Below are 25,369 nucleotides of genomic sequence, written 5' to 3' on the forward strand. Positions count from 1 at the left end.
AGCCCGATCCGCGCGGTCGGCGACGAGCCGGTCGTCGCGCCGCTCGTCGCGGTCGGCCCCGATCATTACGTCGCGACGCATCGCGTCGGCGGCGCGTATTGAACGCGCGGGAAGGTGCATATGGACCGAAGCTGCGCACGAGCAAGGCAACGGCGTCTTTTTCCCGAAAGGGTGCCGTCACGCCGCGATTTCCACCACGCGTTACCGAATCATCCACAGGAGCCCAGCAAGATGAACAAGCCGTATTCGTTCCCGATGTTCCGTCCGCGCGCGCTGTTCGCCGCGGGGGCCGGCGCGCTCGCGCTGTCGGTCGCGGTGCCCGCGTTCGCGCAGCAGAACGTCGTGGTCGCCGTGTACTCGACGTTTACGACGATGGACCCGTACGACGCGAACGACACGGTGTCGCAGGCTGTCGTCAAGTCGTTCTACGAAGGCCTGTTCGGTTTCGACCGGAACATGAAGCTCGTCAACGTGCTGGCGACCAGTTATACGGCGTCGCCGGACGCGAAGGTGTACACGGTCAAACTGCGCCAGGGCGTGAAGTTCCACGACGGCACCGACTTCAATGCCGCCGCGGTGAAGGCGAATTTCGACCGCGTGACCGATCCGGCGAACAAGCTGAAGCGGTACGGCCTGTTCCGGGTGATCGAGAAGACCGAAGTGGTCGATCCGAACACCGTGCGGTTCACGTTGCGCGAGCCGTTCTCGGCGTTCATCAACACGCTCGCGCACCCGTCCGCGGTGATGATTTCGCCGGCCGCGCTGAAGAAGTGGGGGCGTGACGTGTCGCTGCATCCGGTCGGCACCGGCCCGTTCGAGTTCGTCGAATGGAAGCAGACCGACGACATGAAGGTGAAGAAATTCGCCGGCTACTGGAAGAAGGGGTATCCGAAGGTCGACGCGATCGACTGGAAACCGGTGGTCGACAACAACACGCGCGCCGCGCTGATCAAGACCGGCGAGGCCGATTTCGCGTTCACGATTCCGTTCGAGCAGGCGACCGATCTGAAGAGCAATCCGAAGGTGGACTTGATCGAGGCGCCGTCGATCATCCAGCGCTACATTTCGCTGAACACGCGGCAAAAGCCGTTCGATAACCCGAAGGTGCGCGAAGCGCTGAACTACGCGGTCAACAAGGATGCGCTCGCGAAGGTCGTGTTCGCCGGTTACGCGACACCGCAGACGGGCGTGGCGCCGACGGGCGTCGAATACGCAACGAAACTCGGGCCCTGGCCGTATGACCCGGCGAAGGCGCGCGCGCTGCTGAAGGAGGCCGGCTATCCGAACGGCTTCGAATCGACGCTGTGGTCCGCCTACAATCACACGACGGCGCAGAAGGTGATCCAGTTCGTCCAGCAGCAGCTCGCGCAGGTCGGCGTGAAGGTGCAGGTGCAGGCGCTCGAGGCCGGCGAGCGCGTCGCCCGGGTGGAGAGCGCCCAGGATGCGGCGAAGGCGCCGGTGCGGATGTACTACAGCGGCTGGTCGGCGTCGACGGGAGAGGCGAACTGGGCCCTGTCGCCGCTGCTTGCGTCGGAGTCGGCGCCGCCGAAGCTGTACAACACGGCGTACTACAAGAACGGTCTGGTCGACGACGATCTCGCGCAGGCACTCTCCACGACCGATCGCGCGAAGAAGGCCAGCCTCTACGCCGATGCGCAGAAGCAGATCTGGGCCGACGCGCCGTGGATCTTCCTCGTGCAGGAGAAGATCGTCTACGCACGCAGCAAGCGCCTGCAGGGCATGTACGTGATGCCGGACGGCTCGTTCAACTTCGACGAAATCTCGCTGAAATGACGGCGGTTCACCCGCCACGCGGCGCCGGCGGCGCAATCCGCCGGCGCGTTGACCCGATCGGTGCCCCATGCTGAATTTTCTCGTCAAACGCCTGTTCGGCCTGCTGCCCACGCTCGCGATCGTCGCGGTGCTGGTGTTCCTGTTCGTGCACCTGCTGCCCGGCGACCCGGCGCGGCTCGCGGCCGGCCCCGAAGCCGATGACGCGACGGTCGCGCTCGTGCGTGCCGATCTCGGGCTCGACAAGCCGATGCCGACCCAGTTCGCGAACTTCTTCGTGAAGATCGCGCACGGCGATTTCGGCATCTCGACGCGCAGCAAGCGGCCGGTGTCGACCGAGATCGGCGAGCGCTTCATGCCGACGCTGCTGCTCACGCTCGTCAGCATGGTGTGGGCGACGGCGATCGGGATGGCGATCGGGATCGCGTCGGCCGTGTGGCGCAATCGCTGGCCCGACCGACTCGGGATGACGATCGCGGTGTCGGGCATTTCGTTTCCCGCGTTCGCGCTCGGCATGCTGCTGATGGAGATCTTCTCTGTGAAGCTCGGCTGGCTGCCGGTCGTGCCGGACGGCACGTGGAAGAGCTACGTGCTGCCGTCGCTGACGCTCGGCGCCGCGGTCGCCGCCGTGATGGCGCGCTTCACGCGCGCGTCGTTCGTCGAGGTGCTGAACGAGGACTTCGTGCGCACCGCGCGCGCGAAGGGCGTGCACGAGCCGATGGTCGTGCTCAAGCATTGCCTGCGCAACGCGATGATTCCGGTCGTCACGATGATGGGGCTGCAGTTCGGCTTCCTGCTCGGCGGCTCGATCGTCGTCGAGGCCGTGTTCAACTGGCCGGGGCTCGGCCGCCTGCTGGTCGATGCGGTGACGATGCGCGACTACCCGGTGATCCAGGCGATCGTGCTGCTGTTCTCGCTGGAATTCATCCTGATCAACCTGACCGTCGACGTGCTGTACGCGGTCATCAACCCGACCATCCGGTTCAAGTGAGGCGCGCATGAACGCGACTGTCCAGCCCGCGGCGCCGGCCGCACCGACCGCGATCCGCACGCCGTGGCGCGAATTCTGGCGCAAGTTCCGCAAGCAGACCGTCGCGCTCGTCGCGGGCGGCTTCGTGCTGGCGCTCGTCGTGCTCGCGTTCGTCGGCCCGCACATCGTGCCGTTCGATCCGGAGAACTATTTCGACTACGACGCGCTGAACGCGGGGCCGTCGGCCGTGCACTGGTTCGGCGTCGATTCGCTCGGCCGCGACATCTTCAGCCGGATCGTCGCGGGCACGCGGATCTCGCTCGCGGCCGGCTTCTTCTCGGTGGCGCTCGGCGCGGTGATCGGCACGTTCTTCGGGCTGCTCGCGGGCTATTACGAAGGCTGGTGGGACCGCATCACGATGCGCATCGCCGACGTGCTGTTCGCGTTCCCCGGCATCCTCCTCGCGATCGGCGTGGTCGCGATCCTCGGCAACGGGATGGTCAACGTGATCTGCGCGGTCGCGATCTTCAGCATCCCGGCGTTCGCGCGGCTCGTGCGCGGCAACACGCTGGTGCTCAAGCACATGACCTACGTCGAGGCCGCGCGCAGCATCGGCGCGTCCGACTGGACGATCATCATGCGGCACATCCTGCCGGGCACCGTGTCGTCGGTCGTCGTCTACTTCACGATGCGGATCGGCACATCGATCATCACCGCCGCGAGCCTGTCGTTCCTCGGGCTCGGCGCGCAGCCGCCGACGCCGGAGTGGGGCGCGATGCTCAACGAGGCGCGCGCGGACATGGTGACGGCGCCGCACATCGCGGTGTTCCCGAGCCTCGCGATCTTCCTGACCGTGCTCGCGTTCAACCTGCTCGGCGACGGCTTGCGCGACGCGCTCGACCCGAAGCTGGAGCGCCGTTGATGCGGCCTGCACCGATGTGGACGGCGACGCTGCCGGCCGGCCCGCGCGGCACGATCGCCGACGTACCGGGCGTGACGGTCGGCCATTGCACGCTGGATGCCGGCAACGTGCAGACGGGCGTGACCGTCGTGAAACCGCATCCGGGCGACGTGTACCGCAGCAAGGTGCCGGCGGGAGCGGCCGTGATCAACGGGTTCGGCAAGAGCGTCGGGCTCGTGCAGGTCGACGAACTCGGCACGCTCGATACGCCGATCGCGCTGACCCATACGTTCGGCGTCGGCGCGGTCGCACAGGCGCAGATCCGCGCGGCGATCGCGGCGAATCCGCGGATCGGCCGCGACTGGTCGACCGTCAATCCGCTCGTGTTCGAGTGCAACGACGGTTACCTGAACGACATCCAGGCGTTCGCGGTCACCGCCACGCACTACGACGACGCATGCCGCGCGGCGTCGCGCGACGTCGCACGGGGTGCGGTGGGCGCCGGGCGCGGGATGTCGTGCTTCGACCTGAAAGGCGGGATCGGTTCCGCGTCGCGCGTGGCCGTCGCGGCCGGCCGGCCCTATACGGTCGGTGCGCTCGTGCTCGCGAATTTCGGCCGGCTGCCGATGCTGACGCTCGGCGGCGTGCCGCTCGGGCGCATCGTCGCGCAACGGCGCGCAGCCGAAGCGGTTCACGCGGCGCCGCCCGAGCAGGGCTCGATCATCCTGTTGCTGGCCACCGATGCGCCGCTCGACGCGCGGCAACTGTCGCGGCTCGCGCGCCGCGCGGGGGCGGGGCTGGCCCGCACGGGTTCCGTCTACGGGCATGGCAGCGGCGACATCGCGCTCGCTTTCTCGACCGCCTACACGATCGCGCACGACGCATCGACGATCGCGCTGCCGGCCCTCGTGGCCGATGCGGCGCTCGATCCGCTGTTCATGGCCGCGGCCGAAAGCGTCGAGCACGCGATCGCCGACGCCTTGCTGCAGGCGGTGACGGTCGCCGGGCGCGACGGCCACGTGCGGCAAGCGCTGCGCGACGCGGTGCCCGATCTCGACCGGCTGTTCAACGAAGACAACGAAGGGCATCTGACCCAGTCATGAAGATTCTGATCTCGACCGACATCGAGGGCGTCGCCGGCGTATTCGCGACCGAGCAGACGCGCGCCGGCAATCCGGAATACGAACGCGCGCGCCGCTGGATGACCGCCGAGGCGAACGCGGCGATCGAAGGCGCGTTCGCAGGCGGCGCGCAGGCCGTGTGGGTCAACGATTCGCATGGCGGCTATCGCAACCTGCTGCCCGACGGGCTCGATGCGCGGGCGCGCGTCGTGCTCGGCAAGCCGCGCACGCTCGGAATGATGGCGGGCCTCGAACAGCAGCCCGATCTCGTGTTCATGATCGGCTATCACGCGAAATCGCAGACGCGCGGCGTGCTCGCACATACGATCAACAGCTTTGCGTTCACGCAGGTGTGGCTGAACGGCGTCGAGCTCGGCGAAGCCGGGCTGTGTGGCGCGCTGGCGCGCGAATACGGTGCCCATGTCGCGCTCGCGACCGGCGACGACGTATTCGCCGAGGAAACGCAGCCGCTGTTTCCGGACGCGCGCTTCGAGACGGTCAAGACGGCCGGCGGCACATCGAGCGGCGAGACGCTCACGCCGTCCGCGTCGTGCGCCCGGATCGCGACCGCGGCGCGCGAGACGGTCGCGCAGGCGCTGTCGTCCGGCCGGCGCGCGGGCGCTCATCGGCCCGCGCCGGCCGCCTGCACGCTGCGCGTACAGACGGCTGCGCTCGCCGACCTTTTCTGCGTGCTGCCGTCGCTCGAGCGCGTCGATGCGGTGACCCTGCGCTTCGACGGGCCGTCGGTCGAACACGTGGTGCGCACGCTGAATAGCCTGTCGGCGATGTCGTTCATGCTGCGGTGATGCGTGCCGCGACGATGCCGCCGGCGCGCGGCCGGTCAGCCGATCGCGACCGGGCGGGCCGTCGCGGCGAGCAGGAATGCTTCCATCGCCGCGACCAGCGCGAGCGGGGTTTCATTCATTGGATAATGGCCGGCATTGCGCAGCACGTCGACGCTGGCGAGCGGATAGCGCCGCAGGTAGGTGCGGGCCATCAGCGCCGCGTCGAACGCCGGATCGTGCTCGCCGATCAGTACCTTGGCCGGATGGATGCCCGTGATCTCTTCGCTGAAATCCGTATCGGCCCACGCGCGGAAGTATGCGGCGAATGCCCGCGCCGACGAACAGGCTGCCGAATACGCGGCTTTCCACTCGATCCAGGCGGCGGGCAGCCGGTTACCGGTGCTGCGGTCGATGATGGTCCGGCGATCGGCGAGGTGGTCGGCGGCCCGCTCGAATAGCGCGCGTCGAGCGGCGTCGAACGGCAGGCCGCCGCACGGCACGGGTGCGATCGCCACCAGCGCGCGCACGCGGTCGGGCGCGATGGCGGCGATCTTCTCGATCGCCATGCCGCCCATCGAATGGCCGACGAGACTGAAGGTCGGAAAGCCGAGCGCGTCGGCGAGCGCGAGCGTATCGGCGGCGATCTCGTCGATCGTGTAGTTGCCGTGTGCGTCGCGCATACCGCCGTAACCTCGGTAGTCCATGAATACATAGCTGAAGTGCTCGCGCGACAGCCAGGCTTCGAGCGGTTCGAACGCGCGGGCGTCGCCGAACCAGCCGTGCAGCACGAGAACAGGGTGGGGGCCTTTCCCCACGCGATGAAACGTATTGGGCATGTCCGCTCCGATGAGGTTGCCATCCGGCCGACCAGGCCGGCGGGGGTTGCGGCCGCGAGGTCGCGCAACGGTGGAGCGGATCGTAGATCGTTCGAAGGCGACCCGCCTTCGATATCGGGTCATTGATGATGGAATTCGGGCCGTGAGAAATACGCTGCTAGATCCCTACGAACACATTCCCCGGAGCGTGGTCGTGCTCGCCAACGACTTTGCGGCGGGCACGACGTTTCCGGATCACGCGCACGTGCGCGGGCAATTCGCGTTCGCGTCGCGCGGCACGATCAGCGTGTCGACGCCGCACGGGCGCTGGCTGGTGCCGCCGCAGCGCGCGTGCTGGGTGCCGGCCGGCGTGCGGCACGAAATGACGATGACCGGGCCGGTCACGATGCTCAATGCGTTCGTGTCCGTCGACGCCGCGCAGGCGGCCGGGCTGCCGGCCCAGTGCGGCGTGTATGGCGTGTCGTCGCTGCTGCGGCAACTGCTCGACGATGCGATCGACCTGCCGGCCATGTACGACGTCGACGGTCGCGCGGGCAAGCTGATGGATCTGCTGGTCGCGGAAATCGCAACGATGCCGCGCCTGTCGCTGCATGCGCCGCTGCCGGCCGACGCGCGGCTGGCGAAGGTGTGCCGGCACCTGTTCGCGGCACCGTCGATCGACGCCGATCTCGACCGCGTCGCGGCCGACGCAGGCGTGAGCCGCCGCACGTTCACGCGGCAGTTTCGCGCGCAGACGGGCGTGAGTTTTGCCGCCTGGCGCCAGCAGGTCTGCATGCTGGCGGCGATTGCCCGCCTGACCGACGGGCAGCCGGTGACGCGCGTGGCGCTCGATCTCGGCTACGCGAGCGCGAGTGCGTTCACGTCGGCGTTTCGCCGCATTCTCGGCGACACGCCGAGCCGCTATCTCGAGATTCGTCGCTAGCCGGTCGCCGCCAAAAAATACGCGTCCGCCAACTTCGGCCAGACGCGTTTAAAGGCACTCTGTCTGAAAAAAATGCGCGGGCCGCCTCAGGGGCAGCGTCGCGCATGATGCATGTCATTGTTGCTTCGTCTGATTTAATCCTGTCAACTCGTTGCGGATAACGAAGCATACGCCGCATAACGCGCAAACGATATCGTGTCGACCCGCCGATTGATGTGCTGTCGCAGCATGCGTTTCAATGGCGAGTTCGATATCGGGGCGGGAAGCCGATGACGACGGGCATCCGCGGCCCCGTTGGTCACGATGCAGTGCACCATCGAATGATGGCGGCGCCGTGCGCAAAAACGCCGTGTAGCGCGATGCCCGTCGGTATCGCGTCACACGGCGAAGCGGTTGCGCCCGAAGCCGTCAAGCGCGGGCGCGTGCGTGCGTGCGTCAAACGTCGAAGAACACGGTTTCTTCCGGCCCCTGCATGCGGATGTCGAAGCGGTAGACGACCGGCCGGCCCGGCTGCGCGTCGCGTTTCGCGACGAGCGTCGCGCGGCGCTCGGCCGGCACCGCGTTCAGCACGGGGTCGATCGCGTTCGCGGCGGCTTCGTCGTCGAAGTACACGCGTGTGAACGCATGGGTGAGAATGCCGCGCATCATCACGGTCACGTTGATGTGCGGCGCCTCGTCGGCGGCGACGCGGCCCGGCTTCACCGTCTCGACGACGAAGCGCTGCTGCGGGTCGGTGCCCGTGCCGACTCGCGCAAAGCCCGTGAAGCCGGATTTCGCGATGTCGTCGCGCGACGCGGGGTAGCGGCCCGCGCCATCCACCTGCGTGAATTCGAGCACCGCGTCGCCGACCACGTTGCCGTCGCCGTCGAACACCTGCCCGACCAGCAGCACATGCTCGCCCTCGGCGTGCGCCGCGGCAATCGTCGGCGTGAACAGGCTTTTCAGGTCGTAGTCGTATTGTTGCGGGCACAGGCCGTACGCGAAGTACGGGCCGACCGTCTGCGAAGGGGTTTGCTTCAGCGTCGTCATGGTTCAGCGCTCCATCGGGGTGGCGTCGCGGCCGCGCAGCACGATGTCGAATTCGTAGCCGAGCGCATAGCCTTCTTCGGTGATGTCCATCGAGAAGCGCGAGATCAGGCGCTCGCGCGCGGCTTCCGGCGTGCCCTGGAAGATCGGGTCGTACGCGAGCAGCGGATCGCCGGGGAAGTACATCTGCGTGACGAGACGCGAGCCGAAGTAATCGCCGAACAGCGAGAAGTGGATGTGATTCGGGCGCCACGCGTTCGGATGGTTACCCCACGGATACGCGCCGGGCTTGATCGTCAGGAAGCGGTAGCGGCCTTCGTCGTCGGTCAGGCAGCGGCCCGCGCCGAGGAAGTTCGGGTCGAGCGGCGCGTCGTGCTGGTCGACCTTGTGCACGTAGCGGCCGGCCGCGTTGGCCTGCCACACCTCGACGAGCGTGTTGCGCACGGGCTTGCCGCCTTCGTCGAGCACGCGGCCGGTGACGACCATCCGCTCGCCGAGCGGCTCGCCGTTCTTCACGGCGTTCTTCGTCAGGTCGTGGTCGAGCGCGCCGAGATCTTCCGCGCCGTAGACGGGCGCGTACTGGTCGCGCAGTTTTTCCTTCAGCGGGATCAGCGGGCGGGTCGGGCCGCGCTTCACGGACGAACGGTACTCGGGGTGGACATAGGCCGGATGCGACGGCCAGTCGCGCGGCGTGAGGATCGTGGGGGAATCCATCGGGCGTCTCCTGGTAAGTATTGGGCGAGGTGGATGGCACGACTTTAGCCAATCCGGAAAGTTATGAAAAATGACCTTTTCTCGCGAATCGTATAACCATTCGTTATGTTCGTCCGGGCAATGAAAATCCGCCGGACAGGAAGCCTGTCCGGCGGAAAAAGCGATCGGGCTTCGCGTCGTCGGTGACGACCCCGTGCACGGCCCTCCAGCCAGCCCGTCGCTGTTTTTTGTCGTTCGTTCTCGTTGTTATCCGATCTTCCCGAGCGTGCCCGTCGTCAGGGATGGCGGGGATCGAACACGATCCCGTCGAATTCGAGCGCCAGCGTGCCGCCGCGCAGCAGGGCCGACGGTGTCGCCGCGTGGCCGGCACCGAGCACGTCGGTCACGTACTGCGCGCAGAAACCGCGCCGCGCGCGCAGGTCGAAGCGGCTGCCGAGCAGCGCGTCGATTCGCTGCTCGGCCAGCGCATGGATGCGGCGTTGCGCGTCGGCCGACGCTGCCGCGACGCGGCGCGCCAGCGCGATGCGTCCGCCGTCGGCACGGGCAACGAAGCGCGACAGCGGCGTGAGCTTCGTCCACGCGAATACCGTGGGCTCGGCGATCAGCGGTTCGTCGCCCGACGTATCGACGACGATGCCGAAGCGATTGGCCCACGTGCCGGCCGACCCGGCCGTGGCATCCGGTGCACCGGCCGGCACGCGGATGAACACGAGATCGCCGACATGCGCGCCGGCAGCCAGTGTGCGCACGGTGGCGAGCGGCATCGTGCGATCGGTGTCGCGTGCATCGCGCGGTGCGGTGGGGTGCGGTTCGCAGGCGGCTGTGTCGATTCGGGTGGTCATTTCGGCTCCGTCGTTGCGTGACAGGACGGAGCGGATTATGCAGACAAGTATCCAAAAGTGCTGATATGGATGCGTGGGTAGCCTAATATCCGACCTCGAGCATCATTTTTTGATACCGACATGACCGAGACCGCCCAACTCATCGAAACGCTGAAGCGCCAGCTCAAGGCGCAGGGAATGACTTACCGGGACGTCGCGCGTGCGCTCGACGTCTCCGAGACGAGCGTGAAGCGGCTGTTCGCGAGCGGCCGCTTCACGCTGGAACGCGTCGCGGAGATCGCGCAACTGCTCGGCTATACGCTCGCCGAGCTCGTGCAGGAAGCGTCGGCATCCGCGCCGCGCCTGCGCGTGCTGACCGAGCAGCAGGAGGCGTTGCTCGTGTCGGACGAGAAGCTGCTGCTGGTCGCCGTCTGCGCGATCAACTACTGGACCGTGCAGGACATCGTGGCGGCCTATCGGCTCACGCAGGCCGAGTGCGTGAAATACCTGCTGATGCTCGACCGGATGAACGTGATCGCGCTGCTGCCCGGCGACCGGATTCGCGTGCGGGTCGCGCGCGATTTCGACTGGCTGCCGGGTGGGCCGATCCGCCGTTACTTTCACGCGCACGTGCTCGACGACTTTCTCGGCAGCCGCTTCGATGGCCCCGGCGAGACGATGACGTTCCTGCAAGGGATGCTGACGGACGCGGCCGCCGCGGAGCTCGAACAGGAACTGCGGCGGCTCGCCAGCAAGGCGGCGGCGCTGCATGCGGAGTCGTCGTCCGCGCCGCTCGGGCACAAGCACGGCACGGCCCTGCTGATCGCGAAACGGATCTGGGAGCCGACGGGATTCCACGCGCTGCGGCGCCACGGATGACGCCACGCCGAACGCTTGGGTCTTTCCGGAAAGTTATGCAAAATGGCGATTCATCGTCATTCGCATAACCACTCGTTATGAATAACCGTATCGCCGACGGCCGCGTCAAATTCCGGCACCTGCAATGCTTTCTCGCGGTCGCGCAGCTGGGCGGCGTGCAGAAGGCGGCCGAAAGCCTGTCGATCACGCAACCGGCCGTGTCGAAGACGATCGCCGAGCTGGAGGCGATCCTCGGCGTGAAGCTGTTCGAGCGCGGCCGGCACGGCGCGCAGCCGACTCGCGAAGCGCAACTGTTCATGCCGCACGCGAATGCGTGCGTGCTGGCGCTGCGGCAGGGCGTCGGGCTGCTGGCGCGCGAGGGCGGGGCGGCGGCCGCGACACTGGAAATCGGCATGCTGCCGACCGTCGCGGCCTCGCTCGCGCCGGCCTTGATGAAGGCGCTGACCGCGCGCTGGCCGCGCATCGTCGTGCGGATCGCGACGGCCGCGAACGCCGAGTTGCTCGAGCGTCTGAAAGCCGGGGCGATCGAATGCGCGATCGGGCGGCTGTCGGAGCCGGAGCGGATGATCGGGCTCGCGTTCGAGCAGTTGTACAACGAGCCGCTCGTCGCGGTCGTGCGCGCCGGGCATCCGCTGCTCGCGAGCGCAGCGCCGGCCGCCGAGCTGGCGCGCTATCCGGTCGTGCTGCCGCCGTTCGGCACGCTGATCCGCCAGTCCGCCGAGCAACTGCTCGGCGCATGCGGCGCGCCGCCGCTGGATTCGTTCATCGAGGTGCTGTCGGTATCGGTCGCGCGCGCGCTGGCGCTCGAGAACGACGCGGTCTGGTTCGTGCCCCTCTATGCAGCCGAATACGATCTGTCGGCCGGTGCGCTGGCGCGCCTGCCGCTGCCGGCGGCGGGCACCGACGAGCCGGTCGGACTCGTGCTGCGTACCGATGCGCAGCCGTCGCCGGTCGCGCGGACGCTGATCGACGCGGTGCGCGACATCGCGCGGTCGCGGTTCGGCGATGCACGCCCGCACCGGGCGTCACGCGCGGCGCGCAAGCCTGCTCGCGGCAAGCGTTGATCTCATCGGGCCCCGGGGCGATCCACCGGGCCGATTTCTTTTGTTGCCGCAGGATTGGCCATCCGGTCAGTAGCCGTCGTCGGGGTGCTTGGCATATCGTACCGTTTTTGATACGATGGGCGACAAGACGATGGCGAGACAGCAGATTCAGGTCACGCTCGGCGTGCGGTTCTTCCGGACGGCCCGCGGCCACGAGCCGGTGCGCGAATGGCTCCATGCGCTCGGGCAAGCGGAGCGAAGGGCGATCGGCGAAGAGATCAAGACCGTTCAACTCGGCTGGCCGCTCGGCATGCCGCTGGTCCGGAAGATGGCGAAGGATCTGTGGGAGATCCGCGTGATGGTGCCGGGGCGAAGCGCGCGCGTGCTGTTCACGGTCGTCGGCGACACGATGGTGCTGCTGCACGGCTTCTTCAAGCAGTCGCGGGGCACGCCGTCGGACGATCTCGACGTGACCGTCGCGCGCCTGAAAACGCTGACGCGCGCCATCTGAATTCCCCGGTTGTGCCGGAACGCACCGTCTCCGACGGTCGGGCGGCCGGCAACGCCATGCACCTGGAGTACGACATGACGACCACGAACAATCCGTATATCGGCAGCGATTTCGACGCCTTCCTCGAAGCGGACGGCAATCTCGAAGCGGCCACCGCCACCGCGATCAAGCGCGTGATCGCGTGGCAGATCGGGCAGGAAATGAAGGCGCAGCACATCACCAAAACCGCGATGGCCGCGCGGATGAAAACCAGCCGCGCCGCACTCAACCGCCTGCTCGACGAAACCGACACGAGCCTCACGCTCGCGAGCGCGGCCGCCGCGCTCGGCAAACGGCTCAGCTTCGAGCTGGTGCCGGCCTGAGCGGCGCGAACGAACGGCGCGCGGCGGCCGGATCGGCGTGATGGTTCGCGCGACGGGTGTGGCGAGCTGGCGGGCGTCGACCCGCGGGCGCTTGCCGGGTCATCGACGCGGGCCGGTGATCTGCAGATAAAGCAGCGCACCGCCCGCAAGCAGCAGCGGGCACAGGAAATACCAGCCGGTCGTCACGAACAGCCCGCCGACCGCAATCAGCGAAATCCACGCGCAGCGGTACGCGATGCCGCCGCGCGGCAGCAGCTTCAGCGCGGCGGCCGCGCCGAGCCCGTACACCATCACGAAACATCCGGACGTCACGAGCACGAGCGGCTTCGGCCCGACGTCCGACAGCGCCGTGGCGGTCAGCGCGATGGCCGCCAGCACCGCGATCACGCCGAGGCTGCGACGCGGCACGCCGCCGACCTGGCTGCCCTGCGCGAGCCACGCAGGCAACGCGCCGTCGCGTCCGAGCGCCGCGCCGAGCTTGGCCGCACCGGCGAAATACGCGTTCATCGTGCCGAGCGTGAGCAGCAGCGCGGCGGCGGCGGCCAGCACTTGCGCATGGCCGCCGATGCCGCCCGCGATCAGTTCGGCGAGCGGCGCGCCCGATGCGCCCGCGGAAGGCCCGAGCACCGTCACGCTCGCGGCCGCAACCGACAGATACAGGAACCCGACGACCACGACCGCGATGCCGGCCGAGCGCGGCATGTCGTGCGCCGGCCGGCGGAATTCGGCGGCGAGGTGCGTGATGGCTTCCCAGCCGGCGAAGCTCCACACGAGCAGCGCGGCGGCCTGGCCGACCGCGAGCCAGCCGTGCGGGGCGAACGGATGCAGGTTCGCGGCGCGCGCATGCGGCGCGGACGCAAGCACCGCGGCGAGCAGCAGCGCGACGAGCAGTGCCGACAACACGAGTTGCATGCGGCCCGACACGGTGACGCCGAATGCGTTCGCGGCCGATACGGTCGCGATCAGTGCGGCGGCGGTGACGATGACCGTCGTATGTCCGCCGCCCGTGACGGCCGCGACGTAGGCGCCGCCGAACATCGCGGCGGCCGGCGCGCCGGCCGGCACCGCGAAATAGAAGCACCAGCCGACGATGGCCGCGGCCTTCGGGCCGAATGCGCGCCTTGCGTAGGTCGACACGCCGCCCGCATCGGGATAGCGGGCGCCGAGTGCGGCGAAGGTGGCCGCGAGCGGCCCGGACAGCACGACGAGCGCGGCCCACGCGAGCAGCGAGGCGGGCCCGGCGACGTCGGCGGCGAGCGCGGGCAGCGCGATCACGCCGGTGCCGAGCACCGCGCCGATATAGAGCGCGGCGCCCTGGAAAATGGTCAGCGAACCCGCATGATGGGCAGCGGGCGAATCGGCATGCGAAGGCATGAGCGGCAGTCTCCGGAAGGTCTTGTTTTGTGTGGGCGACACGCGGAAGTTCGCGCGGTCCATTGTTCGATGCTACCCGAACGATGACGCTCGCGCGGCGCGGCGATCAGTAGTCCGGTGCCGCGTGCGTGTCAGCCGATGTCAGCAGGAACGCGCGAGCCGCAGACGTGCCTCCTCGCGCGCGGCGGGCGGCAGGTCGAGCGCGTAGTGGAACGTACCCGATACCAGCGATGCGACGGGCACGCCATCGCGAAACAGCACGCGGTTGCCGGTCAGCGCCGGCACCTTGTCGCCGGGCAGCAGCGTGCCGGCGAGATTCAATGGGTCGGCGCCCGTCACGCATACGTATTGTCCGTCGCCCGGTTGCCGCCGCAGTTCGCGCAGGATCGGGATGGCCTCGGGCAGCGCGAATTGCTCGCCCGCGAGCCCGGCGACGAAGCGTCCGCCGCGAATCTCGCCGCGTGCTTCGAGGCGTTGCAGCACGCGCACGAGTTCGCGCCAGCTCGGCAGCCAGTCGGCTTCGCGTTCGAGCAATCGCCAGAACACGACGCCGTAGCGGCGCAACAGCGTCCACACGATATGTTCGAGCGCGTCGGGATCGGTCGTGGCAGGGCCGCGTTTCGGCGTGGGCGCGTCATCGTCCGGCGGGGCCTGACGTTGCACGAGCGCCCAGCGCCCTGCGTCGTCCATCCCGCCGATCAGCGCGCCGCCGCGTCGCGTGCGTGGCGCATAGGTCGCGCTGCGCTTGACGGCCGGCTTCAGCAGCGCGCGCAGGCCCGCGTAGCTGTCCGCATTCACGAGGCCGGCCGACACGAGTTCGCCGAGCGCCTGTTCGAGCTCGATGGGCAGCATGTGCAGATCGTCGAGCAGCGCATCGAAGAACATCGCGCCGTGCGCGGCGAGCGCGTCGCGCACTTGCGTGGCGCGCGCGGACAGTGCCGGTTGCGCATCGGGATCGCGCAGCGCCTGCCATGCGGAAAGATGGCGGCGCGGCAGCAGCACGATCGGCGTCGTCTTCACGGGTGTGCCGGCCGCGCGCGCCGGCGCGCCGATGCGGGTCCACACCAGCTTGCCCGAGCGGCACAGCTCGTCGAGGCCGCCCGCCGTGTAGTCGGTGAGCCGCGCGGGCAGCAGCGCGTCTTCCCACGCGCTCGCCGCAGCCTCGTAGCCTTCGAGCTGTTCGACCACGGCTGCCAGCGCGTCGCGGCCGGTGCCGTGCGTATCGGGTGTCAGGTGCTGCCAGTGGAACAGGAAGCGCATGAAATCGGCGCGTTCGACCGGTTCGATCTCGCGGCGCAGCCGCTTCACCGTATAGCGATGAATGCGCGCGAGCAGATGGCGTTCGCACCATTCGTCGGTCGTCGCGCCCGGCGTGAAGCGGCCGCGCATCACGTAGCCTTCGCGTTCCAGCGCGGCGAGCGCCGTCGCGATCGACGCGGGCGGCAGGCCGAGCGGCGCGGCGATCGCATCGAGCGTGAGCGGCCCGAAGCCGGTGAGCCGCGCGCGGATCACGTCGACGAGCGCCGCATCGGCTTCCCACGGCTGCGCGCACGCGGCCGGCACCTTGAGCGCGGGTGTCGCGCGGGCGTCCGGATGCAGCGCACGCACGCAGACGAGCCGCTCGACCGGCACCCACAGCGCGGCGCCGCCCGGCGTCGCGAGTTTCGTCGCGCGGCGGCGTTCCGCGAGTTCCGCGAGTCGCTCGGGCCAGCCTGCGTGCGCGTGCGCCTCGTCGTCGGCGACGCAGGCGAGGGTGAGCAGCGCATCGTGCATTTCGTCGGCGTCGCGCACGAGCGGCCACGCTTCGTCGCGTACCGCATCGATCGCGTCGGCGTCGAGCGCGCCGAGATCGTCGGCCGTTTCAGGGTCGCTCCAGCGGCGCGACTGCACGGCTTGTGTGCGGCGCTCCTCGAGCGGCGCATCGTCGAGGAACGCGTAGGGCTTCGCATTCAGGATCTCGGCCGCGAGCGGCGACGGCGCGGGCAAGTCGCGCGCGATGAGCTCGATCGCGCCGCTTTCGATCCGGCGCAGCAGCGCGAGCCAGCCGTCGGTGTCCATCGCGTCGTGCAGGCAGTCGTCGAGCGTCTGGTCGACGAGCGGGTGATGCGGAATCTCGCGTTCGCCGACGATGTTCTCGAGGCACGCGACCTGGTCGGGAAACACCGTCGCGAGCAGATCGTCGCTCTTCATCCGCTGCAGTTGCGGTGCGGTGCGCCGGCCGCCGGTGAAACGCGGCAGCGCGAGCGCGGTGGTCGCGTTCCAGCGCCAGCGCACGCCGAACATCGGCGCATCGAGCAGCGCCTGGATCAGCACGTGTTCGGCACTGGCCGAACGCAGGTAGCGCCACACTTCGTCGAGCGCGAAGCTGTGCGCGAGCGACAGCGACAGGATGATCGCGTCGTCGGTTGCAGCGGCCTGCAATTCGAAGTTGAAGTTGCGACAGAAGCGCTTGCGCAGCGCGAGCCCCCATGCGCGGTTGATGCGGCTGCCGAACGGCGAATGGATCACGAGCTGCGTGCCGCCCGATTCGTCGAAGAACCGCTCCATCACGAGCGTGTCCTGCGTCGGCAATGCGCCGAGCGCGGCGCGGGTGCGGGCGAGGTAGTCGGCGATCTGGCGCGCGGCGTCGGGCGACAGGCGCAGATCGTCGACCAGCCAGCGCAACGCGGGCGCGAGGCGGCTTTCGGTGGGGGCGAGCGCGGTGCCGCCGGGCGCGTTGTCGGGCGAGGCGGGCGGCGCGTCAGTCTCGGCGGCCGCTTTTCGGGATTTGCCGCGGGTGGTCGTCTTGCCGGCCTCGGTGACGTTCGCGTGCTTCGCCGCATCGAGCCGCGCATGCCGGTCGCCGTCCGCGAACAGCCCGTCGAGTCGCGCACGCAACCGGCCGACCGCCGCCGACAGTTCATCGCTGCGCCCCAGTCCCTCGCCGAGCCAGAACGGAATGCCCGGCGATTGACCCTGCGCATCCTCGACGCGCACGCGGCCCGTTTCCACGCGAATGATCCGGTACGACTGGTTGCCGAGCTGGAACACGTCGCCGGCCAGGCTCTCGATCGCGAAATCCTCGTTGACGGTGCCGACCTGAATGCCCTGCGGTTCGAGCAGCACCGCGTAGTCGGCCATGTCGGGGATCGTGCCGCCGGAAGTGGTTGCGGTCATCATCGCGTTGCGACGGCCGCGCACGGTGCCGCCCACCACGTCGCGGTGCAGGTACGCGCCGCGCACGCCGCGTCGGCTCGTGAACCCCTCGGCGAGCATCTTCATCACTTCGTCGAAGCGCTCGCGCGCGAGCCGGGCATACGGCGCGGCGCGCGTGAAGCTCGCATACAGCGCGTCCTCCTGCCATTCCGCGCACGCGACTTCGGCGACGATCTGCTGCGCGAGCACGTCGAGCGGCGCCTCGGGAATCCGCAGCGCATCGAGTTCGCCGCGCTGCACGCAATCGAGCAGCGCCGCGCATTCGACCAGCTCGTCGCGCGACAGCGGAAAGAGCCGCCCCTTCGGCACGCCGCCGACGTGGTGCCCCGAGCGGCCGACACGCTGCAGGAACGGCGCGATGCCGCGCGGCGAGCCGACCTGGCAGACGAGATCGACGTCGCCGATGTCGATGCCGAGTTCAAGCGACGCGGTGGCGACGAGCAGCTTCAGTTCGCCGCGCTTCAGGCGCTGCTCGGCGTCGAAGCGGTGCTCTTTCGCGAGACTGCCGTGATGTGCGGCGATCGCGTCCTTGCCGAGCCGGTCGGCGAGATGGCGCGCCATGCGCTCGGCGGTACGCCGCGTGTTGACGAACACCAGCGTCGTGCGATGCGCGGCCGCGAGCCCGGCGATGCGGTCGTACACCTGTTCCCACACGTCGGTCGCCATCACCGGTTCGAGCGGCACGTTCGGCAGTTCGAGCGCGAGGTCGCGCTCGCGCGTGTGGCCGGTGTCGACGATCGCGCAATCGCGCGGCGCGTCGGCCGGCCCGCCGACGAGGAAGCGCGCGACCGCGTCGATCGGCTTTTGCGTGGCCGACAGCCCGATGCGCGGCAGCGTGCGCCCGGTCAGCGCGTCGAGGCGTTCGAGCGACAGCGCGAGATGGCTGCCGCGCTTGGACGACGCCAGCGCATGGATTTCGTCGACGATGACCGAGCGCACGTTCGACAGCATCTGCCGCCCCGACGTGGACGACAGCAGCACGTACAGCGATTCGGGTGTCGTGACGAGGATGTGCGGCGCGCGCTTGCGCAGCGCGGCGCGCTCGGCCTGCGTCGTATCGCCGGTGCGCACCGCGGTGCGGATCGCCGGCACCGGCAGGCCGAGCTGCGCGAGCGATTCCGCGATGCCGGCGAGCGGCGCGTCGAGGTTCACGTGGATGTCGTTCGACAGCGCCTTCAGCGGCGACACGTAGACGACCAGCGTCGCATCGGGCAGCGTGCCGTCGTGCGCGAGCGCATCGCGTACCAGATCGTCGAGCGCGCACAGGAATGCGGTGAGCGTCTTGCCGGAGCCGGTCGGCGCGGCCACGAGCGTCGAGCGGCCGGCCTTGATGTGCGGCCACGCGAGCGCCTGCGCGCCGGTCGGCGCGGCGAACGTGCGTGTGAACCACGCGGCGACGGCCGGGTGGAACACGTCGAGCGCACGGGCAGCAGGGCGGGTAGCTGTGACGTCCATCGGAGCGTTGAAATAGGGTGCGAGCGGGGTGCGAGCGCGCGGACGCATCGCACGCGAATCGAATCGTCAGTGTGCCAGACGTCACGGGTGTGTGCCGGGCATGCGTGCCGACGATTCACACTCAGGTGGGGGCCTGCGCTGCGCTTTCAATGGACGGAAAGTTGCGTGCGATTCGGCACGCCGATCGCGCGCGGAATTGCGTCGAATTGCAACTAGACGCGATGCAGCCAGCCGAGCCACTGTTCGATCAGCGGCGCACGCGACCACAGCGATTGCGCGAGCCACAGCGTGCCGCCCCAGGCGGCCGCCACCACGATCAGGTCGCAATGCCCGCTGTTCCACAGGTTCAGCGAATGGCGCCGCCAGATCCACGGTACGCCGAGCGGATTCGGCCAGTCGGCGAGCAGGTGCATCACGCCGCCGCAGGCGAAGCCGAACAGCGGCGCGGCCCACAGCGGATGCGGATGATGGATGAGCCCGTGCCAGCCGAGCGCGAGCAGCGCGACCCAGCCGATGCCCCAGTGCGTGAGGGTGCGATGCGTGATCCACAGGCGGCGCTTGCGGCTCCACCAGGCGACTTCGAGCCAGTCGGGCGCGGTGCCGCCCGCGACGCCCGCCGCGAACGCGGCGAGCATGCCCGAGTGCCACGGACCGGTTGCGCCGGTTTGCGCGACGAGGACGGCGGCGGCGACGCCGGCTGCGAAGCCGGACGCGTGATGTGCATTGTGTGATGCCATAGGGAGCGAGATGAAGCAACGTGAAGCGGCGCGTGCACGAAACGATGATGCGGCGCGCAATGGGGCGCTATCTTCGCAGATCGGGCTGTGCCGCGGGCGGGGCGTTCGCGGATTTTTTTGCACGCGCGGCGAGGCTTGCCGCGCGGTTCGCAACTTTCGGGTTTTGTGCGGTGCGCGAAGCGCGCGCCGCAGGCGATGTCGAACGATCCGCGCGCACGTCGCGGCAGCGCAACGTGACCGCGCGCACACAATCGCCACGCTTTCGTCGCGCCCCGCGTGTTCGACCCTTTTTGTCCCCCTATACTACGTAGCCGGCACAGGGCCGTCGGCGCGCCCGCGGCCTTCCACGGATCAGGTGCTCGTCGTGCCTGAAGGAGATCCACATGGGGGACATGCAATGACTACGCTGAATCGCTTCAAATCATCCGCAGCCGTGCTCGCGACGGTGGCCGGCATCGGCTTCCTGCCGAACGCGCCCGCGTACGCGAAAGGGCCGCAGCCCGCGGTCCTGACGAGCTCCGCGGTGGCGGTGGCCGACAAGTACAGCGCGGATGCCGCGGAGCGGATCTTCAAGGAAGGCGGCAACGCGATCGACGCGGCCGTCGCGATCGCGTTCACGCTCGCCGTCACGTACCCGGAAGCCGGCAACATCGGCGGCGGCGGCTTCATGACGATCTACAAGGACGGCAAGCCGTACTTCATCGATTACCGCGAGCGTGCGCCGCTCGCCGCGACGAAGGACATGTATCTCGACAAGGACGGCAACGTCGTCAAGGGCATGAGCCTGTACGGCCCGCGCGCGGTCGGCGTGCCGGGCACGGTGGCGGGCATGTGGGAAGCGCAGAAGCGCTTCGGCAAGCTGAAGTGGAAACAGGTGCTCGCGCCGGCGATCCACTATGCGCGCGACGGTTTCGTCGTCGACGAGCAACTGGCGCAGCGCGGCGTCGACGCATCGAAGGAGTTCGGCGGCAAGACCAACTTCGACAAGTACTTCTCCGGGCTGAAGGCCGGCGCGAACTTCAAGCAGCCCGATCTCGCCGACGTGCTGACGCGCATCGCAAACGGCGGCGCGGAAGGCTTCTACAAGGGCAAGACGGCCGAGCTGATCGCCGCGTCGATGAAGACCGGCGACGGCAACGGGCTGATCACGACCGAGGATCTCGCGCAGTACCGCGCGGTGTGGCGCCAGCCGGTGCAGGCGAAGTGGAACGGCTATGACGTGATCACCGCGCCGCCCCCGAGCTCGGGCGGCATCGGCCTCGTGCAGTTGCTGAAGATGAAGGCCGACCTCAAGCAGGACTTCGAGGGCGTCAAGCTCAACTCGCCGCAGTACATCCACCTCGTCGCGGAAATCGAGAAGCGCGTGTTCGCCGACCGCGCGCAGTATCTCGGCGATCCCGACTTCTACAAGGTGCCGATCGCGCAGCTGACCGACGACGCGTACATCGCGAAGCGTGCGGCCGAGGTCAACCCGAAGGAGCCGTCGGACACGAAGAGCGTGCAGCCGGGCCTCGGCACGACGATGCCGGAAAAGGCCGAAACGACGCACTTCTCGGTGGTCGACAAGTGGGGCAACGCGGTGTCGAACACGTACACGATCAACGGCTATTTCGGCTCGGGCGTGATCGCCGACGGCACGGGCATCGTGCTGAACGACGAGATGGACGACTTCTCCGCGAAGCCGGGCGTCGCGAACATGTTCGGCGTGGTGGGCAGCGACGCGAACGCGATCGAACCGAAGAAGCGCCCGCTGTCGTCGATGTCGCCGACGATCATGACGAAGGACGGCAAGGTATCGCTGGTGATCGGCACGCCGGGCGGCTCGCGCATCTTCACGTCGATCTTCCAGGTGATCAACAACATCTACGACTTCAAGATGCCGTTGAAGGAAGCGGTCGGCGCGATGCGGTTCCATCACCAACTGCTGCCGCCGAACACGATCTTCTGGGAGCCGTACCATCCGATCGAAGGCGAACTCGCGAAGCAGATCGAAGCGCGCGGCTATACGCTGAAGGGGCAGGACTTCAGCGGCGACATCCAGGTCATCAAGATCGACGGCAAGACGCCGGAAGCGATGGCCGATCCGCGCGGGCGGGGAGTGACGCGGATCATTCGGTGACGTTGACGTGAAGCGACGCGTGCGCGAAGCGACCGCGCACGCCGTTCGGCAGCCGGTGTTTCGAGCCGGCTGCCGAAATTTTTCAGCCGGTCGTTCGGATGAAATCCGCGATTCGTGCGGCAATGGCATCCGGCGCGTCCTCGAAGCAGTAGTGCCCGACGCCCGCCAGCCGCTCGATCGGCGCGGACGGAAACAGCGCGGTAAAGAGCGGCAGGAAGTGTTCGGCGCCGAGCGTTCGGTCGGCGTCTCCCCAGATCGCGAGCGCGGGCTTGCCGCGTATCGCGCGCAGCGCCGCCGCATCGGGTTCCTCGAACCGGTGCGCGCCGGCCGCGAACCCCCGTGCCCATCCGATCGCGCCGAGACAATCGGCCGGCTGCGCGAACGGCGCGCCGTATGCGGCGATCCACGTGTCGGTGATGATCGCGTGATCCTCGAAGCCGTTCAGCTTCAACGTGCTCAGGATGTTGAAGCCGAGCTGCCCGAGCACTGTTTCGAGCGTACCGTCGGCCGCCGCACGCATGATCCACTGGAACCACGGTGCATCGCGGCCGTTCGCCGTCAGGCGCTCGGCGAGATCGGTCTGCCCGAACGGCGTCGGTCCGTTGGCCGACACGATGCGCCGAATCCGGTCCGGATGCCGCGCGGCGAGCCCCATGCCGACCGGGCCGCCGAAGTCGTGCATCACCAGCGTGATGCGATCGAGGTCATGCGCGAGCACGAAACGCTCGAGATTGTCGATGTGATCCTGCAGCCAGTAGCTGCGGTCCTGCGGCGTCGCGCTTTTGCCGAAGCCCATGTGATCGGGCACGACGACGCGGTATGTCGGGCTCAACGCCGTCACGAGGTGACGGAACAGATATCCCCATGTGGGTTCGCCATGCAGGCACAGCACGATTTCGCGGTCGCGCGGGCCTTCGTCCACGTAGTGCATCCGGAAGCCGGATGCGTCGTCGAAATGCGGGGCGAATGGAAAGGTGCCGTCGAACGTGGCATCGGACCGGATCATCGAATGCTCCTTCGGGAGTTGGACAGAATGGTTTCAAGTTGAAACTGATTCGAGCGTAGATGATCTGGTTTCAAGTTGCAACCTATTAAATCATGAGGGCAGGTGCCGAATGCGGGGCCGATGAGGTGGGGCGACGTGATGAAGCCCTCCAATGTATGGATTTATTGGCTGTAACGTATGAATTCATATGCCAATTCCGGCTGGAACGGTCATTCCGTTCATCGATCCCGAACGGTCGCGCACTCAGCATTGATCTTTTCTGAGTTGGGTTTTATATTGCAACCATTCATTTCAACGAAAGCGAACGCCGTCGAGTCCGTATCCCGGCCAAGGCATCGCCCCCTGCACCGATGAACCGACGCACCACGCACGAAGATTCCCTTTGCGGTGTCGCCCGCCCGCTGGACGCGATCGGCGACTGGTGGTCGCTGCTGATCGTCCGCGACGCGTTCGATGGCCTGCGCCGCTTCGGCGAATTCCAGAAGAATCTCGGCCTCGCGAAGAACATCCTGGCCGCGCGCCTGCGCAACCTGGTCGCGCACGGAATCATGGACGTCGTGCCGGCCGCCGACGGCGGCGCGCATCACGAATACGTGCTGACCGAGAAGGGGCGCGGGCTGTTTCCGCTGCTGGTCGCGCTGCGGCAGTGGGGCGAGGATTTCTTCTTCGAACCGGACGAGGCGCACGTGCTGCTGGTCGACCGGAAGACCGGGCTGCCGGTCAGGAAGCTGGAACTGCGTTCGCAGGACGGCCGCGTGCTCGGCCCCGAGGACACGGTCGTGCTGCCGCCTCCCGATTGATGTACCTCGAATCAATGCGTATCACCGCTTCAGCCACGCATGCGGCTGCGCACGGGCGCGGTAAGCGACGAGCGGGAATCGCGATGCGCCGTCGTCGAACCCCCGACCGGCCGGCACATCGACCTTTTCCTTGAAGGTTGTGTACGCAACCTTGCCCGGGATACCGACGTATGTGATCGCGTTCACCCCCGATCGCTCGCCGCGTTGCTTTCGAGGAAACTGTCCACCGCTATCAGCGATTGTTCGTCGAGCGTGCCGAGCACGCTTTTCAGCTTCAACTGAAGCTTCAGCGCATCGAGATAGCTGTCGAACAGCTTCTGCCGGATGCCCGAGATGTCGCGCCTCAGGTTCAGCGTCTCGTACGTCGTGCTGTAGCCGACCTGATGCGCCTTCATCGACGCATCGTAGGCGAGCCGCGCGGCCTGCAGCGACTGCTGCAGCGCGCGAATGCGCTTGCCGACCGATTCGAGCGCGGACAACGCCTCGCGGTGATCGGTGCCCAGTTGCTCCTCGACCTCGCGCAGCCGGTTGCGGTACTGCTCGGTCACGTGCTCGGCCTCGACCTGCCGGTAGTACACGCTGCCGCCGGAGAAGATCGGAATCGTCACCTGCACGCCGACCGCGCTTTGATGGAAGTCCGAACGATCGGTGAGCCCGCGCAGGTTCGGGTTGAGCCCACGCGAATACGACGCGAACAGGTCGACGGTCGGCAAGTGTTCGGCGCTGACGCGCTTCGCGGCAAGGCGCGCGACCTGGACGTCGCGATAGGCCTGCCGGTACGCGGGGTTGTCCTGCGGCGCATAGTCGCCGGACGGAATGCGCGGCGACGACCCGCGCATCGCCAGCCGCGGCCAGCGCGAGAAATCGATCGTCGAACCGAGCAACGTCTCGTAACGGGCGCGCCGCGCATCGACGTCGGTCTGCGCGAGCGCTTCGTCGGATTGCGCGAGACTGCGGCGCGCCTCGATCTCGGCGGTGTCGCCGATCGTCTTCATCCCGAGTTGCGCCATGCGCCGCGTATCGCTTTCGAGTCGCGTGAGCGCGCTGACTTCGTCGTCGGCGGATTGCAGTTTCTCTCGCGCGCTCAGCAGATCGAAGCACGCGTTCGCGACCCGCAGGATCAGGTCCTGCTTCGCGACCTCGAACTTCTGCTTCGCCGCTTCCTCGTATTCGGTCGCACGCCGCATGTCGTACAGGTAGGGCACGTTGAACAGCGCCTGCGTGACCTGCGCGGAACCGTATGCCGCGTTGCTCGAGCCGCTGACGTCGATGCCGAACAGGTTCGCGTGCGTGCCGTAGCGCCCCCACTCGAGTTGCGCGGCGGCCTGCGGCAGCATCTGCGCACGCGCCTCGGGAAATTTCTGGCGGGCCGCATCGTATTCGCTGCGGGCCTGCAGGTAGCGCGGATCGTGCACGGACGCGTACTGGTAGGCGGTATCGAGGCAGAACGCACGGGCGTGTGCCGCCACGCCGGCTATCGTTACAGCGAACAATGTCATGGTTGCAAGTCGGGGATTCCACCTAGTCGAAAATCTTGATAGGGAAATACCCGCATCCGGTGTCGCCGACTCGCGATTCGTGCGCCTCGTTTCAAACATGGCCGTCTCCGTCTCCTGTCCGTGCCGCAATGCATTGCGACGGGATTTAAACGTTTTGAAATTGAAATTCAAACAGCATGAATGCCTGCTACTCGCCGTGCATCGGAAAATGCGGCTGTAAGAGTGTGTCCTCCATTGAATTCCGATGCGCCCGCATGATAGCCTGATTTCGGCTGGTAATCGCAGTGATTATTAGATTAACGAGTCGCTCGGGATTAAAAGCCGTTTGTCTTTCAATGAAGGTTCTTTGCATCATCTTTATTTTTTACGAGGAGAGAATGATGAAGGTCATGACGACGGAACAGGTCAGGAATGTGCATGGCGGCGGTGCGATCAGCTCGCTGGGTAGCCTCGCCGTTGACGCCGCGCCGGTGGTGACCGCGCTCGGCCAGTTCCTGCCGAG

The 25,369-nt window shown here is 67.7% G+C and carries 22 protein-coding genes; 12 read left to right on the top strand and 10 right to left on the bottom strand.

The genetic code is table 11. The features are described from left to right. Positions 1 to 231 precede the first annotated feature (231 nt). The 5 genes from gsiB (at position 232) to H3O04_RS19055 (ending at position 5,589) form a co-directional block, all read left to right on the top strand. On the top strand, positions 232 to 1,794 hold the full coding sequence (gene gsiB / locus H3O04_RS19035; protein ID WP_012338309.1) for a glutathione ABC transporter substrate-binding protein GsiB: 1,563 nt from the start codon (positions 232 to 234) through the stop codon (positions 1,792 to 1,794). Positions 1,795 to 1,861: 67 nt separating this feature from the next. After that, positions 1,862 to 2,782, top strand: a complete 921-nt coding sequence (gene gsiC, locus H3O04_RS19040) for a glutathione ABC transporter permease GsiC (protein WP_006479236.1) — start codon at positions 1,862 to 1,864, stop codon at positions 2,780 to 2,782. Between the two features lie 7 nt (positions 2,783 to 2,789). Then, the gene (gsiD, locus tag H3O04_RS19045) at positions 2,790 to 3,683 is read left to right on the top strand and encodes a glutathione ABC transporter permease GsiD (protein WP_023476683.1); all 894 of its coding nucleotides are present in this window, start codon (positions 2,790 to 2,792) and stop codon (positions 3,681 to 3,683) included. Continuing rightward, entirely contained in the window at positions 3,683 to 4,765 is a 1,083-nt protein-coding gene (locus H3O04_RS19050; protein WP_202588251.1) for a DmpA family aminopeptidase, read from the top strand. Before gsiD ends, H3O04_RS19050 begins: the two co-directional genes overlap by 1 nt. After that, complete coding sequence (locus H3O04_RS19055) at positions 4,762 to 5,589, top strand: M55 family metallopeptidase (RefSeq protein ID WP_006479232.1); 828 nt, start codon at positions 4,762 to 4,764, stop codon at positions 5,587 to 5,589. The genes H3O04_RS19050 and H3O04_RS19055 overlap by 4 nt, the downstream gene beginning before the upstream one ends. A 35-nt stretch (positions 5,590 to 5,624) precedes the next feature. Here the strand turns inward: H3O04_RS19055 and H3O04_RS19060 are convergent, their stop codons facing one another. Then, positions 5,625 to 6,404, bottom strand: coding sequence for an alpha/beta fold hydrolase (locus tag H3O04_RS19060; protein WP_202588252.1), 780 nt, complete (start codon positions 6,402 to 6,404; stop codon positions 5,625 to 5,627). 142 nt (positions 6,405 to 6,546) lie between these two features. Between H3O04_RS19060 and H3O04_RS19065 the strand changes: the two genes are divergently transcribed. Beyond that, complete coding sequence (locus H3O04_RS19065) at positions 6,547 to 7,326, top strand: AraC family transcriptional regulator (protein WP_034174843.1); 780 nt, start codon at positions 6,547 to 6,549, stop codon at positions 7,324 to 7,326. Between the two features lie 435 nt (positions 7,327 to 7,761). Here the strand turns inward: H3O04_RS19065 and pcaG are convergent, their stop codons facing one another. The 3 genes from pcaG to H3O04_RS19080 all read right to left on the bottom strand — a co-directional run bounded on the left by pcaG (position 7,762) and on the right by H3O04_RS19080 (position 9,908). Then, positions 7,762 to 8,355, bottom strand: coding sequence for a protocatechuate 3,4-dioxygenase subunit alpha (gene pcaG, locus H3O04_RS19070; protein ID WP_006479229.1), 594 nt, complete (start codon positions 8,353 to 8,355; stop codon positions 7,762 to 7,764). Positions 8,356 to 8,358: 3 nt separating this feature from the next. After that, positions 8,359 to 9,066 carry a protocatechuate 3,4-dioxygenase subunit beta gene (pcaH, locus tag H3O04_RS19075; RefSeq protein ID WP_011547893.1) on the bottom strand — a complete coding sequence of 236 codons (708 nt, stop codon included), beginning with the start codon at positions 9,064 to 9,066 and terminating at the stop codon, positions 8,359 to 8,361. A 275-nt stretch (positions 9,067 to 9,341) separates the two neighbouring features. Further along, positions 9,342 to 9,908 (bottom strand): YiiX/YebB-like N1pC/P60 family cysteine hydrolase, encoded by a 567-nt coding sequence (locus H3O04_RS19080; RefSeq protein WP_105798208.1) that lies wholly within the window; start codon positions 9,906 to 9,908, stop codon positions 9,342 to 9,344. Positions 9,909 to 10,028: 120 nt separating this feature from the next. Here H3O04_RS19080 and H3O04_RS19085 point away from each other — a divergent pair, with 120 nt between their 5' ends. The 4 genes from H3O04_RS19085 to H3O04_RS19100 all read left to right on the top strand — a co-directional run bounded on the left by H3O04_RS19085 (position 10,029) and on the right by H3O04_RS19100 (position 12,682). Next, the gene (locus H3O04_RS19085; protein WP_023476687.1) at positions 10,029 to 10,766 is read left to right on the top strand and encodes a helix-turn-helix domain-containing protein; all 738 of its coding nucleotides are present in this window, start codon (positions 10,029 to 10,031) and stop codon (positions 10,764 to 10,766) included. A 77-nt stretch (positions 10,767 to 10,843) separates the two neighbouring features. Further along, the gene (pcaQ, locus tag H3O04_RS19090) at positions 10,844 to 11,830 is read left to right on the top strand and encodes a pca operon transcription factor PcaQ (RefSeq protein ID WP_006479225.1); all 987 of its coding nucleotides are present in this window, start codon (positions 10,844 to 10,846) and stop codon (positions 11,828 to 11,830) included. 130 nt (positions 11,831 to 11,960) lie between these two features. Beyond that, positions 11,961 to 12,320 carry a type II toxin-antitoxin system RelE/ParE family toxin gene (locus H3O04_RS19095; protein WP_006479224.1) on the top strand — a complete coding sequence of 120 codons (360 nt, stop codon included), beginning with the start codon at positions 11,961 to 11,963 and terminating at the stop codon, positions 12,318 to 12,320. Between the two features lie 74 nt (positions 12,321 to 12,394). Then, positions 12,395 to 12,682 (top strand): XRE family transcriptional regulator, encoded by a 288-nt coding sequence (locus H3O04_RS19100; protein WP_202588253.1) that lies wholly within the window; start codon positions 12,395 to 12,397, stop codon positions 12,680 to 12,682. Positions 12,683 to 12,781: 99 nt separating this feature from the next. Here the strand turns inward: H3O04_RS19100 and H3O04_RS19105 are convergent, their stop codons facing one another. From H3O04_RS19105 to H3O04_RS19115, 3 genes are all read right to left on the bottom strand, one after another. Continuing rightward, on the bottom strand, positions 12,782 to 14,056 hold the full coding sequence (locus H3O04_RS19105) for an APC family permease (protein ID WP_023476689.1): 1,275 nt from the start codon (positions 14,054 to 14,056) through the stop codon (positions 12,782 to 12,784). A gap of 141 nt (positions 14,057 to 14,197) precedes the next feature. Continuing rightward, positions 14,198 to 18,706 (bottom strand): DEAD/DEAH box helicase, encoded by a 4,509-nt coding sequence (locus H3O04_RS19110; protein ID WP_202588254.1) that lies wholly within the window; start codon positions 18,704 to 18,706, stop codon positions 14,198 to 14,200. A 212-nt stretch (positions 18,707 to 18,918) separates the two neighbouring features. Further along, positions 18,919 to 19,443 (bottom strand): metal-dependent hydrolase, encoded by a 525-nt coding sequence (locus H3O04_RS19115; protein ID WP_006479220.1) that lies wholly within the window; start codon positions 19,441 to 19,443, stop codon positions 18,919 to 18,921. Between the two features lie 397 nt (positions 19,444 to 19,840). On the opposite strand from H3O04_RS19115, the gene ggt reads away from it, so the two are divergent. After that, the gene (ggt, locus tag H3O04_RS19120; RefSeq protein ID WP_069231017.1) at positions 19,841 to 21,562 is read left to right on the top strand and encodes a gamma-glutamyltransferase; all 1,722 of its coding nucleotides are present in this window, start codon (positions 19,841 to 19,843) and stop codon (positions 21,560 to 21,562) included. A gap of 82 nt (positions 21,563 to 21,644) precedes the next feature. Here ggt and H3O04_RS19125 read toward each other — a convergent pair whose 3' ends face one another. Beyond that, positions 21,645 to 22,568, bottom strand: a complete 924-nt coding sequence (locus tag H3O04_RS19125) for an alpha/beta fold hydrolase (protein WP_202588255.1) — start codon at positions 22,566 to 22,568, stop codon at positions 21,645 to 21,647. A gap of 350 nt (positions 22,569 to 22,918) precedes the next feature. Here H3O04_RS19125 and H3O04_RS19130 point away from each other — a divergent pair, with 350 nt between their 5' ends. Beyond that, positions 22,919 to 23,368 carry a winged helix-turn-helix transcriptional regulator gene (locus H3O04_RS19130; protein ID WP_006479218.1) on the top strand — a complete coding sequence of 150 codons (450 nt, stop codon included), beginning with the start codon at positions 22,919 to 22,921 and terminating at the stop codon, positions 23,366 to 23,368. A gap of 21 nt (positions 23,369 to 23,389) precedes the next feature. On the opposite strand, the gene H3O04_RS19135 is transcribed toward H3O04_RS19130, so the two are convergent. Next, positions 23,390 to 23,554 (bottom strand): hypothetical protein, encoded by a 165-nt coding sequence (locus H3O04_RS19135; RefSeq protein ID WP_202588256.1) that lies wholly within the window; start codon positions 23,552 to 23,554, stop codon positions 23,390 to 23,392. After that, positions 23,551 to 24,966, bottom strand: coding sequence for a TolC family protein (locus H3O04_RS19140; protein WP_006479217.1), 1,416 nt, complete (start codon positions 24,964 to 24,966; stop codon positions 23,551 to 23,553). The genes H3O04_RS19135 and H3O04_RS19140 overlap by 4 nt, the downstream gene beginning before the upstream one ends. Positions 24,967 to 25,369 lie beyond the last annotated feature (403 nt).

The organism is Burkholderia sp. KCJ3K979 (genome assembly GCF_016759955.1).
GTDB lineage: Bacteria > Pseudomonadota > Gammaproteobacteria > Burkholderiales > Burkholderiaceae > Burkholderia > Burkholderia orbicola.

What these genes read in the sequence shown, in the direction of transcription:
- H3O04_RS19095 (WP_006479224.1), top strand. Translation starts at nt 11,961, where the DNA reads ATGGCGAGACAGCAGATTCAGGTCACGCTCGGCGTGCGGTTCTTCCGG.
- gsiD (WP_023476683.1), top strand. Translation starts at nt 2,790, where the DNA reads ATGAACGCGACTGTCCAGCCCGCGGCGCCGGCCGCACCGACCGCGATC.
- H3O04_RS19080 (WP_105798208.1), bottom strand. Translation starts at nt 9,908, where the DNA reads ATGACCACCCGAATCGACACAGCCGCCTGCGAACCGCACCCCACCGCA.
- H3O04_RS19055 (WP_006479232.1), top strand. Translation starts at nt 4,762, where the DNA reads ATGAAGATTCTGATCTCGACCGACATCGAGGGCGTCGCCGGCGTATTC.
- H3O04_RS19105 (WP_023476689.1), bottom strand. Translation starts at nt 14,056, where the DNA reads ATGCCTTCGCATGCCGATTCGCCCGCTGCCCATCATGCGGGTTCGCTG.
- H3O04_RS19060 (WP_202588252.1), bottom strand. Translation starts at nt 6,404, where the DNA reads ATGCCCAATACGTTTCATCGCGTGGGGAAAGGCCCCCACCCTGTTCTC.
- H3O04_RS19050 (WP_202588251.1), top strand. Translation starts at nt 3,683, where the DNA reads ATGCGGCCTGCACCGATGTGGACGGCGACGCTGCCGGCCGGCCCGCGC.
- pcaH (WP_011547893.1), bottom strand. Translation starts at nt 9,066, where the DNA reads ATGGATTCCCCCACGATCCTCACGCCGCGCGACTGGCCGTCGCATCCG.
- pcaQ (WP_006479225.1), top strand. Translation starts at nt 10,844, where the DNA reads ATGAATAACCGTATCGCCGACGGCCGCGTCAAATTCCGGCACCTGCAA.
- H3O04_RS19140 (WP_006479217.1), bottom strand. Translation starts at nt 24,966, where the DNA reads ATGTTTGAAACGAGGCGCACGAATCGCGAGTCGGCGACACCGGATGCG.
- gsiC (WP_006479236.1), top strand. Translation starts at nt 1,862, where the DNA reads ATGCTGAATTTTCTCGTCAAACGCCTGTTCGGCCTGCTGCCCACGCTC.
- pcaG (WP_006479229.1), bottom strand. Translation starts at nt 8,355, where the DNA reads ATGACGACGCTGAAGCAAACCCCTTCGCAGACGGTCGGCCCGTACTTC.
- H3O04_RS19130 (WP_006479218.1), top strand. Translation starts at nt 22,919, where the DNA reads ATGAACCGACGCACCACGCACGAAGATTCCCTTTGCGGTGTCGCCCGC.
- H3O04_RS19110 (WP_202588254.1), bottom strand. Translation starts at nt 18,706, where the DNA reads ATGGACGTCACAGCTACCCGCCCTGCTGCCCGTGCGCTCGACGTGTTC.
- H3O04_RS19100 (WP_202588253.1), top strand. Translation starts at nt 12,395, where the DNA reads ATGACGACCACGAACAATCCGTATATCGGCAGCGATTTCGACGCCTTC.
- H3O04_RS19115 (WP_006479220.1), bottom strand. Translation starts at nt 19,443, where the DNA reads ATGGCATCACACAATGCACATCACGCGTCCGGCTTCGCAGCCGGCGTC.
- H3O04_RS19125 (WP_202588255.1), bottom strand. Translation starts at nt 22,568, where the DNA reads ATGATCCGGTCCGATGCCACGTTCGACGGCACCTTTCCATTCGCCCCG.
- ggt (WP_069231017.1), top strand. Translation starts at nt 19,841, where the DNA reads ATGACTACGCTGAATCGCTTCAAATCATCCGCAGCCGTGCTCGCGACG.
- gsiB (WP_012338309.1), top strand. Translation starts at nt 232, where the DNA reads ATGAACAAGCCGTATTCGTTCCCGATGTTCCGTCCGCGCGCGCTGTTC.
- H3O04_RS19085 (WP_023476687.1), top strand. Translation starts at nt 10,029, where the DNA reads ATGACCGAGACCGCCCAACTCATCGAAACGCTGAAGCGCCAGCTCAAG.